The following is a 17,566-nucleotide window of genomic DNA, read 5'->3' as shown; positions in this document are numbered from 1 at the left end:
TCGGGTTTATTAATTTCGTTAAGGAACATGATTGCCTTATCTTAAATGGGACACAATCTTACCATAGATAAAGACTGACTACTAGAAATCGAAAGGACCTGCATTTCAACCCATTATAGGATATACTTAAAGCAATTGTTCGAAAGAGGTGAATCAAATGTCTGACTCAAAAAAATACCCAATTAGTCCCTATTTTGAAATTAAAAATAATCATCCTTGGTACCTTGATGCCGAAATTGATGACTTATCACTTTATAATCAAAACTTTAAGGTTGTCTTACAAACAATAACTAAAAATGAAAATATTAATAAAGGGTGGCGCGATGAGGATTTAGAATCTAACATTCAGTTACTCCTTCTTATTGATTACGAAGAACTTGAAGTTTGGAAATATCCCGTCGATTTGTCATTTGATAAATTATCTTTAAAGGAAGATGTTGTATCATTCAATGAAAATAGTCGTATTGCACTTTATTTTGAAGATGATCAAGCTGTGATGCGAAAACTCGGCTACCTACCAAAAGAGGATACATTACAGGTCCATAATATTATGGCAGGCCTACCACATTATAAAATTGCCACTTATTTGACAGGCGGTCCTTATAAGAAATTAACGTTCGAAGACGACGAACTTCAAATTGATAATGGTTTTGAAGAATTTCGTTTAAATATTTTAATCTACTAAAAAAACATTCTCAATGAGAATGTTTTTTTGATTACTTATTTTTACTTTTTTTATTAAAAATTGATTTAACTGATCGTTTTAAAACATCGCCCATTCCAAGTGATTGAACCATATGAGCTGGATCAACATAGTTACGCATTGCACGTAACACCATTTTTGGTTTTTTAGACGCAAAAGTAAATGTCCCATTCTTCTTCGTTTTAATTGCATATCTCGGAATCCATCGTCCTTTAAACATCACAGACGCGATAACTTGATCAACTTCATCCCATGGAATTTGGATAAACTTGCGTGCATCACGGTCATTATAAAATTCAAACCCTTTATCGCCAATCATGATTTTACCATAATCAGTTAAACCTGTGAAAGCAGTTGCATCGATTGTTAAGTCTACCTTTGTATTAATTGACTGGACCATAGTATTTCGACTCCAATGTTTTTTGACGTTATCTTATTATACCTTAATTAATTGCATTGAACCATATAAAAAAACCCAGGAAAATTCCTGAGTTTTTTTGAAATTTTATAAAATTCCAAGTACGTGTCCACCGATACCAACTATGAATAAACCTAGAATGATAAGAATTGGTGAAACTTTTTTCTTAAGTAACCACATACAGAAGAATGTTAATAATAATGCTGCTAAACCTGGAATTAATTGATCCAAGTTATTTTGTAATGTTGTTACTTTATTTGGTGAAAGAGCTAAACCGTCGCTAGCTTGTTGCATAGCTGTTTGCATGCCTTTTCCACCTTGGAGTTTATCAAAATCAATATAAGCACCTTTATCCAACTTAACTGTTGAAATAACTGGCGTAAATTTGATTGAAACCCAACGTTCTACTAATGCGGCTAAAACGAACATTCCCAGTACCGAAGCACCTTTAGTAACATCTTGTAATAAGCCACCTGACATATCTTCAGAAATCTTAGAACCAGCTCTATAACCGAATTCTTGTGTATACCACATGAATCCCATACGGATGATATTCCAAGCTACGAAGAAAATGATTGGTCCCATAATGTTACCACCCATAGCCAATGAAGCACCTAAAGCACCTAACATTGGACGAACAGTAAACCAGAATACGGGATCACCGACACCAGCCAAAGGACCCATCATACCAACTTTAACACCTTGAATTGCAACATCATCAATAGGGGCACCATTAGCACGTTCTTCTTCAAGTGCTAATGTAACACCAAGGATTGGTGAAGCAAGATAAGGATGAGTGTTAAAGAATTCCATGTGTCGTTTCATTGCTGACGTACGTTCTTCTTTAGTTTTGTATAATTTTTTAATTGCTGGAATCATTGAGAATGTCCAACCACCATTTTGCATACGTTCGTAGTTCCATGAACCTTGAATAAACGTTGAACGCCATGCTACAGCCAATCGATCTTTTTTAGTTAATTCAATTTTATCTGCCATAATATATTCCTCCTTCTTCCAGTTTAATAATCGTTTAGAATTTCGCCAAGTGGATCACCGGTATTATTGCCACCGCCACCATTTGATGAACCACCCATTTTTGAAAGGTTCAAGTAAATAAGAGCAAGAGCAACACCGATAGCACCAATAGCGATCAATGTTAATTGAGTAATAGCTGCGACTACGAAACCAAGAATAAAGAATGGCCATACTTCTTTTGTAGCCATCATGTTAATAACAAGTGCATAACCAACGGCAACAACCATACCACCACCAATAGCCATACCATCTGTTAACCATGCGGGCATTGATTCAAGGAAACCTTTAACTGTTTCAGCTGGAATAAAGAGCAATGCTCCGGCTGGAATAGCAATACGGATACCTTGCATACCAATAGCAAGAACATGCCATATTTCTAGCTTACGGATATTACCTTGTTCTGCTGCTGCATCCATTGCATGAACAATAGGAACAGCAAGTGTACGAACAACCATTGTTAAGAATAATCCGGCAACGGCAAGGGGAACGGCGATAGCGATAGCTGATCCAACACCTTTAATCCCTTGTCCACCTAATACTAAAATAATTGCTGATGCAACTGAAGCAAGTGCAGCATCGGGTGCAATAGCTGCCCCGACATTAGCCCAACCAAGTGCGATCATTTGAAGTGTACCACCTAAAACAATTCCGGCGGTTAAATTACCGGTTACTAACCCGATTAATGTACATGCCACTAGTGGTTGATGGAATTGGAATTCATCTAAAATTCCACCCATACCAGCTAGAAAGGCAATAATTACTACTAAAATCATTGATATAGCTGACATAATAAGCCTCCTAAATTAATTTTCTTTTATTGTGTTGTTTAAGCTTTTGCTAATTCACCTTTAGCTTTTTTGAGAATGTTAGCCATATTCTCTTTTGAATCGTTAGGTACTTTACGGACATCAAATTTAACGCCCTTATCTTCTAGTTTTTCAAAAGTATCAACATCGTCTTGTCCCATTGATAATACGTTGTTAACAACTACTTTACCAACTGAATGAGCCATTGAACCAAGGTTAACTTCGTCAAATTTCATTCCGCCTTCAATTGCTGTTAACACATCTTGTGGACTTTCAAAAAGAAGTAATGCTTTCATTCCACCAAAACGAGGGTCTTTTGAAACTTCAATCATCTTAGCAATTGGCACAACATGTGCAATAATACCAGGTGGTGAAGCTTGTTCAATTAAGTTTTTACGAAGTGTATCCTTAGCAACATTATCAGAAACAACGATAATACGGTCAGGCTTAACTGATTTAGACCATGCTGTAGCAACTTGTCCATGCAATAAACGTGAATCAATACGTGTTAAAACGTATTTAATTTTACCATCACCGATTACAGTTCCTTCAGGAATTGAACCAGTAGGTTTGTTTGTTGCAACAACAGCTGCTTCTTTTGGTGCTAAATCTTCTGGCTTAATCTTAACGCCACCTTTTGCTTCGCTTAGAATACTTGCAGCAATTTCTTGTGCAGAATCCATTGACAAGCGTGCTGCGTAGGCTTCAATTAACATTGGTAAGTTTAAACCTGTAACAATTGCCCATTTATCTTTATGAGCGTCAAGCAAACCGTTTGCTTGATTAAATGGTGATCCACCCCATAAATCAACTAAGAATAAGACTTCTTCAGGATCATCAAAAGTAGCAATTGCTGCTTCAAGATGAGCTTTTAAATCGTCTGGTCCTTCGTTTGGCATGAAAGTTACAGCTTGAACATTTTCTTGTTCACCAAAAATCATTGAACCGGATTGCATGATGCCTTCGGAAAATTTACCGTGACTTGCAATTACAATTCCAACCATTTTAAAACCTCCTAAATTTTTATCAGATTACTGTAAGAACTCCGGAAAAACGCTTACATTTATAATATAAAAACACGCAAAAATTATTTCAAAAACAACTTAAGCATTTTGCTTTTGTTCCTAGGTAATCTGATTTAATTTTAAAATGTTACGAAACACTTAAAAATAATATCGTTTCCATAACGTCTATGTTGTTAAGTATAGCACAACGATTACGAATTACTATTAAAAATATTAATTTGTATTCGCTTACAATTATACCATTTAATCGTATAGATATTAGTTATCAACCTATATGATGGGTTTTTTTACGTTTCCATAGCTTGTTTCATTCAACAAAATCTTATCTATACCAATTTATAAAAAAAGTTTTGTTATATACAATGCTATTTTATTTTTTTAACACAAAGTGGTATTGAAATTGCTTAAAATATTTTCTTATTCTTTTCATTGATTAAAAAAAGACCTCATTGAAATGAGATCTTCGAATTATTAAACTTCAACAACTTGATTAATAGACAGCAAATACAGATATTTATGCGCAACTTTCAACCCAGTCATATTCTCTAGTGCTTCGCCATATAAGTTCAATTGGCCACGATAACGTGCTGTCAATTTTTCTATTTCTTCTATTGTATTGTCTTTAGAAACTTTATCAGTCTTATAATCAAATACCACCAACGTATTATCTTTTACAAAATAACCATCGATAATTCCATGGATCAAAACTTTTTCCTTATTTGACTCAACCTTTTGAAATAGCTCATTGGCAGGTAGTAACATTGAGAATGGCGCTTCACGTTGTACATCGTTACCTATAGTTAGAATTTCTTTGCCTAAATCCGTTTGAAAGAAATTGGCAATGTGTTGTCCATTAATTAACGTAGCAACTTCTTTAGTGACTACTTTTGCCGTCACTAATTGCTCAATTTTAGCTTGGATTATCGCTAAAGTTATCTCACTAGTTAAATCTAATTCTTGTAAAATGAGATGAGTTGCACTCCCAATATCACTTCCCATTGGTGCTGCAACTCCCTGCATAAATTTCGGTACAGCAAGTTCACTCGTAACGTATCGGTTGCCTTGTCCTTCAATACTCAACTGATTCATTTCGCGATTAGCTGGATCATCGAATAGACGTTTTACTTCCGATACAGCTTGGTAAGCAGTTGTTTTAGTTAAATTATCGAATGGATACTGAAAATTTAAGACTTGATCAATTTGATTAACATCAATATCCTCAAACGTCTCAGGCATCTCACCCGTGATTGTTTCTAACCAATCCGTCTGAGAAACTTCTTCACTCACTTTACTCATCTGGTTCAGGTCGGTTTTTTGATAAAATTTAACGCTAAATTGCGTTTCATCATCACTTAATAGTAGTGATGATGTTGCTGGATCCAATAATAGTGACATATCAAAAGTAGGATGACGAACTAGCGCCATACCAATCCAATCCATGAAATTTTTAATACCACTTCGAGCTGTTGCATTTAAAACTAATTGTTGGCTTTGAAATGCCTTTTGCCAATGATTAATTGCCGTTTTTTTATTTGTGTAAGCCCCCACAATAAATAATCGTTGTTCCGCACGCGTTAAGGCTACGTACAGTAATCGCATTTCTTCCGCTTCTGATTTTGCAATAGCAGCTGATTTTACAATTGTTTTTTGTAGCGTATCTTCCATCGTCCGATTTTCAGGATTTAAATAGGTTATTCCTAATCCAGCCTGATCATCAATTAAATAAGGTTTTCGCATCGCCATTTGATTAAACTGGTGTGTCGCGTCAACCAAGAAGACCATTGGAAATTCAAGTCCCTTACTACCATGAATTGTCATGACTGACACTGCATTTGCGACATTTTGTACAGGTGCTTCTGCTAAATCCTTATCGCGTTCCTGCATTTTTTCAATGAAGCGCACAAACTGGAATAAACCTTTAAAACTACTATTTTCGTAAGCGTGAGCTCGGTTATACAACGCATGTAAATTGGCTTGGCGCTGACTTCCAGCTGGCATCCCCCCGACATAATCAAGAAATCCAGTATCCTGATAAATCTGCCAAATTAAGGTCGCAATTTGATTTTCATGCGCGATTTCACGAAAGCCCGAAAGTTGTGTTAAGAAACGTTCAATTTTATTATACAGTGTTTTTGCGAAGCTACCTGCTTTAAACGTATCAAAATTTTGATAAAAAGTTAACACCGCTTGATAGTAATCATCTGTTCGGTTGCCAATCCGTAAATAGGCCAGTTGATTTTCATCTAATCCAACAATTGGCGACCGTAGGACACTTACCAATGGAATATCTTGATAGGGATTATCAATAATTCGTAATAATGACATCATAATTCTGATTTCAGTTGTTTGGAAATAGCTCTCCGCATCATTCACAACGACTGGAATACCCATTTTTTTAAATTGGTCAATAATCACCAAATTATTTTTACGAGTTGGGACTAGTAATGCAATATCTCGGTATTCAACGGGACGTTTTTCTGATTTATCACGGTCAAAAATCTCTGTTTCATCTACGATTAACGCTTGAATCCGTTGACCAATTAAAGCAATTTGGCCTTCCGATTTACCATCAATTTCAAACTGATCATTCGTTGCTTCACTATCATCATCCGGTCTTTCTGCAGATTCAGGTTCATCAGATTCGTAAATCAGCACTTCTGCTTTTTGCTCAATATCTGGGTAGTAGTTTGCCCCAAAAACCAATTTAGCATCATTATCATAAGCCATTTGTCCAACGGTTTCATCCATAATCTGGGTAAAAATTAAGTTAGTCACATCTGTTACATTCTTCACAGAACGAAAATTTTCAGCTAAGATAATTCGATTTCCATTACTGTCAGTTTCTTTATAAGCTTGGTATTTACTTAAAAACAAACTAGGATCAGCCAGCCTAAAACCATATATTGACTGCTTTACATCCCCCACCATAAACATATTACCGGGATTAGTCGTGGTTACCCTTGTCAAAATAGCTTCTTGTAGTTGATTAGTATCCTGATACTCATCTACCAGAACTTCTTCATATTTTCCTTGTAGAGCAGCTTGTGTTTGCTCGGAAGATTCAGAATCACTCGCTAAAATGTCCAGTGCTAAATGCTCCAAATCATTAAAATCAAGTATATGTCTTTGACGTTTCTCTTTGGTGAAGGCATCACTAAATAAGCCAATCACACTGACTAATTTTTCAACTAATTTCTTAGATTCTGTCATGATATGCAGTGTTTCTGTTTCATTTAAAACAAAAAATTGTTCTGATAAGTTAGCTAAACGTTTTTTTATTCCAGCTTTTAATTCTTTAATTTGATCCTTAGCAACAGCTTGGTCATCTTCTAAATTTTTAGCTGGCACACTAGGCGCACGTTTCAATTCGTACCCACGAATATTATCGCGAATTTGATTCCAAGAACCATCGTTTTCAACAGATTGGACAACAGCTAACAACATCTGACTTTCTTCTTCAGTCACTGCTTGATGTTTCTCTAACCCAAATTGAATTGATAGTTCTAGAGCCGTTTTTAAATCGGCCTGGATTTGCGTTAAATTTGCTTGAACTAATGGCTTAATACTCTTTTGGTAAAACGAACTACTGATTAAATTATCGCCAACATCATAAGTTGCTGCCAAACTAGCCAACCAACCGGTAGGATCTGGTTTCGAACTCGCAAATGTAAATAGGCTAAAAACCAACTCAGATAAACCATCATCATTTCGATCATTTGAAAAATTTTGTGTTAATCTCTCAAAGTCGACATCGTCTTTGGCATACAACATTTCCCGGACGTCTTCCCAGACACTCTCTCTTAATAAAGCCGCCTCAGTCATATCTGTTAACATTCTAAAAACGGGATCCAAATCAATCACATAATAGTAGCGTTTAATTAATTGGAGACAAAATGCATCAAATGTACTAATATTTGCAACTGGCAAGCGCATTAATTGATCCATTAAATGTTGTTTTTGTTCATGATTGTCTGCTTCATTGATTGCCTTTTGAAGTGCCACCTGAATCCGTTGACGCATTTCTTTAGCTGCAGCGTCTGTAAACGTAACAACTAATAAGTCATCAATAGCTGTTCCCGTTAATATTTTTTGAATGACGCGTTCAACTAAAACTCGTGTTTTACCGGAACCGGCAGAGGCTGATACAAGAATATTAGTCCCACTTTCATCGATAGCACGTTGTTGATTTGGTGTAAATGTAAACTTACTCATTACTGTCGGCCTCCCCGTCTATAATCCGTTTTTCAATTTCTTCCCAGCTTAATTTACTTATTTCATGGTAATTATTTTCGGGTAACATCGCATCAAATTGGAATATTGATTTATATGGTGAATATTGTAGGGCTGTTTTTTTAGCGTTCCATCTAGCCGGACTTAAATCGATTATCCCTTCGAAAATATCTGTTGCCGCATCAATAATTAATTGTTTATTGTGTACCAACAAGAAATCTAAATCTGATTGTGAAATCAATTTTTTTGAACGAGCTGATGGTGATGTGAACCCTTTTTTCGTTTTTCTAAATGGATAGATTAATGAAAACCCTGTTGATTCGTCTTCAAAATCAGTATCTAAATGGCTCAGTAACTGCTCATCTTCCAATAATAGCCCATCCATTTGGTTTGCTTTCAACAACGTATTATCCAATCCTTTTTTCTGTACATCTTCAATTTTCAGCTTAGGATTTTGTAAGTGCATGTAAACTGCACCAGCTGCCGAAGTTTTCAGTCCAGTATTTGGTGCAATTACCTCTGCATTCTCAATCAATGCTTGCAAGTAAGTTAACATTTGCATTGATAATCCATAGAAAGCATCACTAAAATCAAACTTTCGAATCCCTGATTTGTAATCGACGATTCCAAGATATTGTTTTGAATCAACCTTCATATAATCAATTCGATCAATTTTACCGCGGACTTTAACTGAATGGCCGCCAGGTAACTTATAAGCTAGGGCTTTCAAACCTGACTCAGCACCGACATGACCAAATAAAACTTCTGTTTTCAGTGGCTTCATCTTTGTTTGTTGCCCTTGTTGCCACATGGCATGCGTCACTTGTTTTAATAGAAGACTTAATTGTTTAGCAATATAGCCCATTCGACTTGAACTACCAAGAATTTGGAACTGAGGTAACTCGCGCATATCTTTTAAAATTACATTCAAATATTCATCTAGTTGTTCTTTGGGTACATTGGCATAGACTTGGTTTGATTCAGTCACAACTTTCATCAACTCATCCAACCCCATATGGAAAAACTCACCAGTACTTGCAGGAGACAGCTCGAAAATGTCTCGTTCTTTCAATTTCAACCCATATTGTAAAAAATATTCAAATGGATTACGATAGAAAGTTTCTAGTTTTGAAATTGAAGTATTCATTTGTGTTCCATATAAATCAGTTATAATTTCCGGCGTCAACTTAACCGGTATATTTTTATACGCTAAGCTTCCTAATAATTGTTTCGTTAATGGTCCCATTTCTGGGTCAGCCGACAGTTGACGTAACACATACAACCAAGCACTAGGCATGGATACTGCAGTTGTTTTGGCAAGTCGACTAGCTACAACCAATGATGATAATGTACTACGTTTTGTTCCGATAAAATCAAGGACTGATTGTTCTGTTAATTCAGGATTAGCAGCTAAATGTTGAACTGATAAATTGAAGTGTTCTTTAATCATCATTAAATAAGGCGATGGATTTAAATTCTTTTCGCCATCGTTGCCACTTGGATATGAAAAAATCAATTGTTCGCGTGGTCCTAAAAATCCGAGATAATTCAAAAAGGGTTCAGCGGCCATTTGACTAATAGCCGAATCGGCTAAGTATTGATCATCAGTTAATAGATTAGCCATTTTCGCCCGATCATCATCTGTTAATAATTGTGTCTGACTAACTTGTTCTGGCATCACCATATCAGTTGATCCAATCATAAAGGTAATCTTTCGGTTGTTCATTTGAACCATCCCTGATTCAGAAATAACGACCTGATCTAATGTTGATGGCACTTGTGAGTAACTTGCCCCTTCAAATCCCGCTTGAATCAAGGCCATGAAGTCAGCGGTATTGAACATTTTAGTTCCCAATGTTTCAACATATTCATCTAACATCCCAACAAATGTTTGCCAAGTTTGTTCTGGTTCTTCTGATTGTGAGATGTTTCCAGCAGCTAAATAGCGGTCTCGCCAACTTAACAAGCGTTGTGTCACACCTTGTTCAACAAGAAACTGATAAATTAGCTTTGCCCCCTCTTCACCGGTTGTCGCCTGATCTAGTTGATTGAAGAATCCTGGTAAAACGTCTTTAACAAAATGTCTAATTTGATTAATTTGTACTGTGATACTTTGGTCCTTATCCGTCTGTTGCTCATCTGCATCCGTAAAATCAAACCGGTAGAACGTCCAATCATCTTCACGTAGCCACTGAGAACCAGAAAAACCGTATTTTAAAACCATATTTTCTGTTAAATCAACAGCACTACGGTACTGTTCAATTGGCATAGCATGATTTTCTATTTGTGGTATTAATAATTCAGTTTTTAATAAGCGCATCATTGCGCCATATTGATAATGCTTTTCTTTCACCTCAAATAACGCTGCCAGTAACTCGACTAAGGGATGGTCAGCCATTGCGTGTTGTAAATCGTTAAAATAAGGTATTTTAAATTCTTTAAAAACCGGTGGAATAACCGTTTCGTAGCTATCTAAATGCCGCGTTAAAATCATAAAATCTCGATAACGATACTCCTTAGTTGCAACTAACTGGCGAATTTTTGTCGCCACTTGTCGAATTTCAATATACCGACTATCGGCTTCAAAAAGTTGAATAGAATCTGAATTTTCTAACCTTTCTGATTTTGTTTTAACTAACCGTCTAGAGTCAATCCAAAAATCTTCCAGACGAGATAAGTCGGGATTCTGGTTAACTTTGGTTTCAGCATAACTATCCGTTAGCACTGGAATCTGAGCTTGATGTGCTTTTTCAATCAAATTAACATACATCCGGCTTGATTTATAAAATAAGTCAGATTTTTCAGCAACTTCATGTGCATTGCCTTTATCTAAGACTAAGCCAATTGTAATCTGTTTCGCACCCTTAATCAGTGCGTTCACGAGCTCCTGCTCTTGTGCTGTAAATTGAGAAAAATGGTCAATATAAAAATAACTCGTCTTCAAAACGTCATCTGTTAAATAACGACTCAACTCTGCTAATAAATCATTATTTTCAATATATCGGTCAGCCATCGCAGCATCAAATGCGCGATAGATAATTTGTAAATCATCTAATTTAGCACCTAAGTCCCCAGTCGTTGGGAAAGATTCAGCAATCCGAGTTAAATCATCAACTGTCACACAACCAACTTTTAATTCTTTCAGTTGGCTGACTAGTTGTGAAATAAACCCAGTTTGGGTCCTTTCACCACGAAATATTGTTAATTCATCTTCATGTTCCGAAATTAATTGATAAACTAACATATTTAATCCAGACTGAGATAAACGAGGAATCTGATAATAGGGTGTATTCTTCAAAAAGAACCAAGCTAATCGAGTAAACGAAAAGACTTGGACGTTCGATTGTGCAAAAATATTTTGTTCGACAAGTTTGTCTTTACCTAATGCTTCAAGGATACTAACTTCTGCTTCGAACTTAATATGATTGGGAACAAGATAAAAAAAAGATGCCGTTGAATCAGTCGTTTGCGCTGCTTTTAATTGTGCAACAAGGCTTGCTTGATGGTCTTTACTAGCTTTTCCTAGGACAAATTTTAAACTCATTTTAACTCCCCTTTTCATACCGCTAACTCGTTATCATTACCTAATAATATACCATATTTAGCTGTTATATTTTTTTAAGAACACATAAAAACCGCTGGACAAATCACAAAGGTGATTTAACCAGCGGTTCATTTTAATTTAATCTTTTTCTGTAAATAGTTTATCAACTGAGCGATTCTTATGAATTAAATCAATTGCTTGGCCAAACAAGTCGGCAACTGATAAGCGCACAAGTTTATCGAGCTTGTCAGCTTCTGGAACAACGATACTATCTGTTACAATCACTTGTTTAATATTGTCATCAGATAAAGCTTCAATCGCACCTTTTGACATCACAGCATGTGTTGCACAAGCATAAATATCTGTTGCACCAGCAGCTTTAAGTGCACGCGCTGCATCAGTCATCATTGTCCCTGTATCAATCATATCATCAATAATGATACAACGACGCCCTTTTACATCGCCAATAATTGATGTTGCTGCAATATTATCAGCAAAATCAGATCCACGTTTATCAACAATAGCAATTTGTGCTTTGAGCTTTTCAGCCATATTACGAGCACCTTTAACACTATTATGATCAGGTGAAATCACAACAACATCATCTGTAATCCCATTTTCAATGAAGTATTTAGCTTGGATTTCTAAAGAAACTAAATGATCAACTGGAATGTTAAAGAATCCTTGTAATTGAGCGGCATGTAAATCAAGTGTAATTACACGAGAAACACCGGCTAATTGAATAAAGTTTGCAACTAACTTAGCTGTAATAGGTTCACGTGAACGTGCTTTACGATCTGAACGTGCATAACCATAATAAGGCATTACAACGTTAATTGTACCCGCACTTGCACGACGTAACGCATCAACCATAATCAAAAGTTCCAGTAAATTTTCATTTACTGGATTTGAGATTGATTGGATAACATAAACATCTGCGCCACGAATACTTTCATCAATGTTGATTTGAATTTCGCCATCACTGAAATGTTTCACGGATGCTGTAGAAAGACTAGTATTTAAAACCTTAGCCACCTTCTCCGCTAATTCAACGTTAGAATTAAGTGCAAATAATTTTAATTGACCTTTTGCGAATTGACCCGACATGATAGCCTCCGTTATTAATCTGTATTTTTTCTTTATAGTTCTATTATAATGAATTTACACTTAAATTACTATGCTCTAAGTAAAAAGTTTAAGATTATCTGAATTGTTCCTTCAGACTAAACGACAATCCTTATGTTTAATGGTAAAATAGACAGATACGAACTTAAAAATATAACTTAATTATGGGGGACACAAAAATTGTCTAGCGGTACAGTTATCATCAATTTGATTGTTATCTTTGTGACATTATTTGCAGCAGCATTCTTCGTTGCCGCAGAATTTGCACTTGTCCAAGCACGTCCAAGTGCCATCGAAGCTGATATCGAAGCAGGTATTGGAAATCGAAAAAAACAAGAAAGAGCATTAAAAATGCTTAACCATTTGAATGAATACCTTTCAACAACACAGGTTGGTGTCAGTGTTGCTGGTATTATTCTGGGTTGGGTTGGTGAAAAAACCATTGAATTTTTACTTGTAGATGTGCTTAAACTATTCCATTTTGCTTCTGAATCAGGGTTAAATATCATTGGCGCAATTATCGGGGTTTTAATCCTTACTTACGTTGAAGTGGTTTACACAGAAATTGTGCCTAAAAACTTAAGTATCGATATGCCCGTTCAAGTTTTAATGGTTGTTATAACACCATTACGCTACTTTCATCTTGCCTTTTACCCATTAGTTTGGTTATTAAATAACTCAGCAACACGTGTTGCTAAAATGATTGGTATTACGCCAACTGATGAAAATAGTGAAGTTTTTACTCAAAAAGAAATTTTATCTTTATCTCAAAATGCCGTTTCAGGTGGTGAATTAGATAGAGATGATTATGTCTATATGCAACGTGCCTTTGATTTAAATGACAAAATTGCTAAAGATATTATGGTCGATCGAACAAGTCTTTATGTCGTAGATATTACAGATACTGTGCACGATGTCGTTAAAGATTATTTACATCAGGGTTATAGCCGTTTTCCAGTAGTTGCTAACAATGATAAAGATAAAATTCTTGGTTACGTCTATATCTACGATTTAGTTAGACAAGCTGAGATTGATGATACTGTCTTAATTAGTAAACTACTTAGAACAATTATTACAGTACCAGAAACAACACCTATTAGAACATTATTAAGCCAAATGATTAGTAAACAAACACCTATCGTTGTTGTCCTTGATGAATATGGTGGTACAAGTGGTATTGTAACGGATAAAGATATTTATGAAGAATTATTTGGAACGGTTAAAGATGAAATTGATGACGTTTCAAGTGAATACATTATCAAAAATGATGATGGTTCATATAATATTAGTGGTAAAACGACTTTATATGATTTCGAACGCTTCTTTAAATTTAAAAATAAAGCGATGAAAGCATCTGAAAGTGTTACATTAGCAGGTTTCATTCTCGAAAATCATAAAGTTAAATTAAATGATGTCATCAAGTTTGATGCTTTTGAATTTAAGATTATTGAGTTTAAACGTAACTACATTGATTGGTTTAATGTTAAACATACGACGACTCAGGTAGACGCAATTGAAGAACAATGAACTGATAAGAAATAATTTAGTCATTACTAATTGGAGGGAATTTTATATTTATGCCTACTCGTAGAGAACTATATCAGCAGGAATCAATTGCAGATTCCACTTCTAATCCAAGTAAAAATCGTCACTCATCGTTGCCAAAAAATGGTAAGAAAAAACCAAATAAAAAACGTCGTCGTTTAATTCTTCTTTTATTGCTCTTACTTTTGGTCGGTGGCGGTATTTATGCATACAGAGCTTACGCAAACGCAAAAAAAGCAGCTGATTCAATTTATACGCCGACAAAAGTCGCTAAAGCTAGAAACGTTTCTTCAGTCTTAAAATCAGGCTATCCAATTTCAATTCTCCTTTTAGGAACCGATGATGGTGCGTTAGGCCGTGCAAAAGTTGGCGGTCGAACAGATACCTTAATTGTCGCAACTTTAAATCCTAAAACGGAATCAATGACGTTAGTCAGTTTACCCCGAGATGCAGAAGTTGCGGTTTCTGGTTATGAATCAGAATTCCCAAGTAAATTAAATTCTGCCTATGCTTATGGTGGTCCTGCTTCTGCTGTTAAAACAGTCGAGAAATATTTGAACGTCCCTATTGATTTCTATGCAACCATTAATATGGGCGGACTCGAAACATTAGTTAATGCGGTTGGTGGCGTTGATGTCACACCACCACTATCGTTCACCTATCAAGGTGCACACTTTAAAAAAGGTGTTAAAACTCATGTTAATGGTGCAGATGCATTATCTTATGCCCGAATGCGTCATGAGGATCCACTTGGTGATTATGGCCGTCAAAAACGTCAACGCCAGATTATCATGTCTGTTGCCTTACAGAGTACAAACTTACAAAACTTATTAAATCAAAAATTCTTAGACACGATGTCTTCTCAATTGAAAACAGATTTATCATTTGATGATTTAGTGACTCTAGGAACTAGCTATCGTGTTGCCACGCACCATTCAAAATCTGATCACCTACAAGGAACTGGAACCATGATTAACGGTGAAGCTTTTGAAGTCGCTGATACACCAGAGAAGCAACGTATTACCGATAAACTTAGATCTGCCTTAGATTTAGTTAAAGCAGAAACGGGCAATACTTTATTAACAAATTCAACAATTAACACAACTCGAAAATAATGACCTATACACTACTCGCATCATCAAGAAGGCAACTTCTGATGATGCTTTTTTATTTATATTGATTAAATTTCATATAGAAAATAGGTCCGTAAAAAAAATTTATTTTATTCATACATTTCATTTGTAAACGGTACCATAAAGTGTAATAATAGATGGTACAAGATACTTTGTTATTTAAATGAAAGTGGGGATTTATATTATGTCAGAAAAAATTAAAGCATCAATTGCAATGTTAAAGGTATTACAGGATTGGAAAGTTGAAAATGTCTATGGGTTACCCGGTGGATCATTCAATACAACAATGCGTGCTCTTGAATCAGAAAAAGAAAACATTAATTACGTTCAAGTACGTCATGAAGAAGTTGGGGCACTTGCTGCTGCCGCTGAAGCAAAACTAACTGGTAAAGTTGGGGTTGTCTTTGGTTCAGCAGGTCCTGGGGCAACACATTTATTCAATGGTTTATATGACGCACAACAAGACCATGTTCCTGTTCTTGCTTTAATCGGTCAGGTTGCTTCATCTGCAATGAACATGGATTCATTCCAAGAAATGAACGAAAATCCAATGTTTGCTGACGTTTCTGTCTATAATAGAACAGTTATGACTCCAGAAAGCTTACCTCGTGTAATTGATCAAGCTATCAGAACAGCTTACCAATACAAAGGTGTAGCAGTTGTTACAATTCCAAATGACTTTGGTTGGATGGATATCGACGCTGACAGTTATTACGCTTCAGGTCACAATTACACAACACCTATTTTACCTGAACCAAATGATTCAAAAATTAAAGAGGCTTTAGCACTTATTAAAGAAGCTAAACAACCTGTTTTATTCGCTGGTATTGGTACAAAAGGTGCTACTGATGAAGTAATTGCTTTCTCTGAACATTTTAAAATGCCTGTAATTATTACAGCTATCAATAAAGGAACTGTTCCTGATAGTTATCGTGCTAACTTAGGGTCAACTTACCGAGTTGCAACAAAACCTGCTGATGAAGCAATTGCTGCCGCTGACTTAGTTGTCTTTGTAGGAGCTGATTTACCTTTCTCACAAACTAAAAAAGTCTTAAAACCCGATATGAAATTTATCCAAATCGATATTGATGCATCAAAAATTGGTAAACGTCATGCAGTTGATGTCGCTTTACTCAGTGATGCTAAGAAAACATTAGCTCGCTTTGTTGAATTAGCTGGTGCTCCTGTTGAAAGTCGTCCATTCTTCGATGCAACTATTGAAGATATGGCTAACTGGCGTACTTACCTCAAGAAATTTGAGGACAAGACAACAACACCACTTCAACCTGCTTCTGTCTTTAAAGAAATCAACAAACATGCCACAGGCGATGACATTTTCGCAGTTGATGTTGGTAATGTTACAATGAATAGCTTACGTTACTTAGATATGAATCCTAAACAAAAATTCACAACATCTGCCTTATTTGCAACAATGGGTTATGGTATGGGTGCAGCAATTGCTGCTAAATCAGCCTTCCCTGACCGTCAAGTCTTTAACCTTGTCGGTGATGGCGCATTTGCTATGATTGTTCAAGATTTATTAACACAAGTAAAATACAAACAACATGTCATTAATATTGTCTTCTCTAACCAACATTTTGGTTTCATTCAAGATGAACAAGAAGATGAAGGTCAACCATTCTATGGTATTGATTTCAATGACGCAGATTGGGCACAAGTCGGAAGCGCTATGGGTACGCTTGGTATCTCAGTTTCTACACATGACGAATTAGTTGCCGCATTTGAAACAGCTATAAAAGCAGAAGGTCCTGTTGTTATTGATGTTAAAATCACTGACGACCGTGCCATCCCTGTTGAAGATTTAGCTGTCGATCCAAAACATTTCTCAGCTGAAGAAATCGCTGCTTACCGTAAACGTTACGAAGCAGAAGACTTACTTGTCTTAGATGATTTAATCGAGAAATACTCAAAATAATGCCCTCACGAATAAAATAGCTATTCCTAAGAGATAGTTATTTTTAAATAACAAAAGACTGTAATG

11 protein-coding genes are annotated in these 17,566 nt (G+C 35.8%); 4 read left to right on the top strand and 7 right to left on the bottom strand.

Annotated elements, in window-relative coordinates; all coding sequences use genetic code 11:
* The first annotated feature begins 157 nt into the window (after nucleotides 1-157).
* Nucleotides 158-685, top strand: a complete 528-nt coding sequence (locus AC1RPU_RS06300; RefSeq protein WP_481761737.1) for a hypothetical protein — start codon at nucleotides 158-160, stop codon at nucleotides 683-685.
* 31 nt (nucleotides 686-716) lie between these two features.
* Here the strand turns inward: AC1RPU_RS06300 and AC1RPU_RS06295 are convergent, their stop codons facing one another.
* From AC1RPU_RS06295 to AC1RPU_RS06265, 7 genes are all read right to left on the bottom strand, one after another.
* Entirely contained in the window at nucleotides 717-1,103 is a 387-nt protein-coding gene (locus tag AC1RPU_RS06295) for a DUF956 family protein (RefSeq protein ID WP_409021995.1), read from the bottom strand.
* Nucleotides 1,104-1,208: 105 nt separating this feature from the next.
* On the bottom strand, nucleotides 1,209-2,117 hold the full coding sequence (locus tag AC1RPU_RS06290) for a PTS system mannose/fructose/sorbose family transporter subunit IID (RefSeq protein WP_481761738.1): 909 nt from the start codon (nucleotides 2,115-2,117) through the stop codon (nucleotides 1,209-1,211).
* A gap of 23 nt (nucleotides 2,118-2,140) precedes the next feature.
* Nucleotides 2,141-2,944, bottom strand: a complete 804-nt coding sequence (locus AC1RPU_RS06285; protein WP_481761739.1) for a PTS mannose/fructose/sorbose transporter subunit IIC — start codon at nucleotides 2,942-2,944, stop codon at nucleotides 2,141-2,143.
* A 38-nt stretch (nucleotides 2,945-2,982) separates the two neighbouring features.
* On the bottom strand, nucleotides 2,983-3,966 hold the full coding sequence (locus AC1RPU_RS06280; RefSeq protein ID WP_481761740.1) for a mannose/fructose/sorbose PTS transporter subunit IIA: 984 nt from the start codon (nucleotides 3,964-3,966) through the stop codon (nucleotides 2,983-2,985).
* A gap of 492 nt (nucleotides 3,967-4,458) precedes the next feature.
* Nucleotides 4,459-8,199, bottom strand: a complete 3,741-nt coding sequence (addA, locus tag AC1RPU_RS06275) for a helicase-exonuclease AddAB subunit AddA (RefSeq protein ID WP_481761741.1) — start codon at nucleotides 8,197-8,199, stop codon at nucleotides 4,459-4,461.
* On the bottom strand, nucleotides 8,192-11,761 hold the full coding sequence (locus AC1RPU_RS06270; protein ID WP_481761742.1) for a PD-(D/E)XK nuclease family protein: 3,570 nt from the start codon (nucleotides 11,759-11,761) through the stop codon (nucleotides 8,192-8,194). Before AC1RPU_RS06270 ends, addA begins: the two co-directional genes overlap by 8 nt.
* Nucleotides 11,762-11,899: 138 nt before the next feature.
* The gene (locus AC1RPU_RS06265; protein WP_481761743.1) at nucleotides 11,900-12,868 is read right to left on the bottom strand and encodes a ribose-phosphate diphosphokinase; all 969 of its coding nucleotides are present in this window, start codon (nucleotides 12,866-12,868) and stop codon (nucleotides 11,900-11,902) included.
* Nucleotides 12,869-13,066: 198 nt separating this feature from the next.
* On the opposite strand from AC1RPU_RS06265, the gene AC1RPU_RS06260 reads away from it, so the two are divergent.
* The 3 genes from AC1RPU_RS06260 to spxB all read left to right on the top strand — a co-directional run bounded on the left by AC1RPU_RS06260 (nucleotide 13,067) and on the right by spxB (nucleotide 17,500).
* Nucleotides 13,067-14,413 carry a hemolysin family protein gene (locus AC1RPU_RS06260; RefSeq protein WP_481761744.1) on the top strand — a complete coding sequence of 449 codons (1,347 nt, stop codon included), beginning with the start codon at nucleotides 13,067-13,069 and terminating at the stop codon, nucleotides 14,411-14,413.
* A gap of 50 nt (nucleotides 14,414-14,463) precedes the next feature.
* Nucleotides 14,464-15,546, top strand: a complete 1,083-nt coding sequence (locus AC1RPU_RS06255; RefSeq protein WP_481761745.1) for an LCP family glycopolymer transferase — start codon at nucleotides 14,464-14,466, stop codon at nucleotides 15,544-15,546.
* A 202-nt stretch (nucleotides 15,547-15,748) separates the two neighbouring features.
* The gene (gene spxB / locus AC1RPU_RS06250; RefSeq protein WP_481761746.1) at nucleotides 15,749-17,500 is read left to right on the top strand and encodes a pyruvate oxidase; all 1,752 of its coding nucleotides are present in this window, start codon (nucleotides 15,749-15,751) and stop codon (nucleotides 17,498-17,500) included.
* The last annotated feature ends 66 nt before the right edge of the window (nucleotides 17,501-17,566 follow it).

This window comes from Dellaglioa sp. CoH-55-MRSF-7 (assembly GCF_056782235.1).
Note: the sequence above shows the minus strand (reverse complement) of the source record. Positions and strands in the feature narration are given on the sequence as shown.

Coding starts and splice junctions, on each gene's coding strand:
- AC1RPU_RS06300 (WP_481761737.1), top strand. CDS start 158: ATGTCTGACTCAAAAAAATACCCAATTAGTCCCTATTTTGAAATTAAA.
- AC1RPU_RS06295 (WP_409021995.1), bottom strand. CDS start 1,103: ATGGTCCAGTCAATTAATACAAAGGTAGACTTAACAATCGATGCAACT.
- AC1RPU_RS06290 (WP_481761738.1), bottom strand. CDS start 2,117: ATGGCAGATAAAATTGAATTAACTAAAAAAGATCGATTGGCTGTAGCA.
- AC1RPU_RS06285 (WP_481761739.1), bottom strand. CDS start 2,944: ATGTCAGCTATATCAATGATTTTAGTAGTAATTATTGCCTTTCTAGCT.
- AC1RPU_RS06280 (WP_481761740.1), bottom strand. CDS start 3,966: ATGGTTGGAATTGTAATTGCAAGTCACGGTAAATTTTCCGAAGGCATC.
- addA (WP_481761741.1), bottom strand. CDS start 8,199: ATGAGTAAGTTTACATTTACACCAAATCAACAACGTGCTATCGATGAA.
- AC1RPU_RS06270 (WP_481761742.1), bottom strand. CDS start 11,761: ATGAGTTTAAAATTTGTCCTAGGAAAAGCTAGTAAAGACCATCAAGCA.
- AC1RPU_RS06265 (WP_481761743.1), bottom strand. CDS start 12,868: ATGTCGGGTCAATTCGCAAAAGGTCAATTAAAATTATTTGCACTTAAT.
- AC1RPU_RS06255 (WP_481761745.1), top strand. CDS start 14,464: ATGCCTACTCGTAGAGAACTATATCAGCAGGAATCAATTGCAGATTCC.
- spxB (WP_481761746.1), top strand. CDS start 15,749: ATGTCAGAAAAAATTAAAGCATCAATTGCAATGTTAAAGGTATTACAG.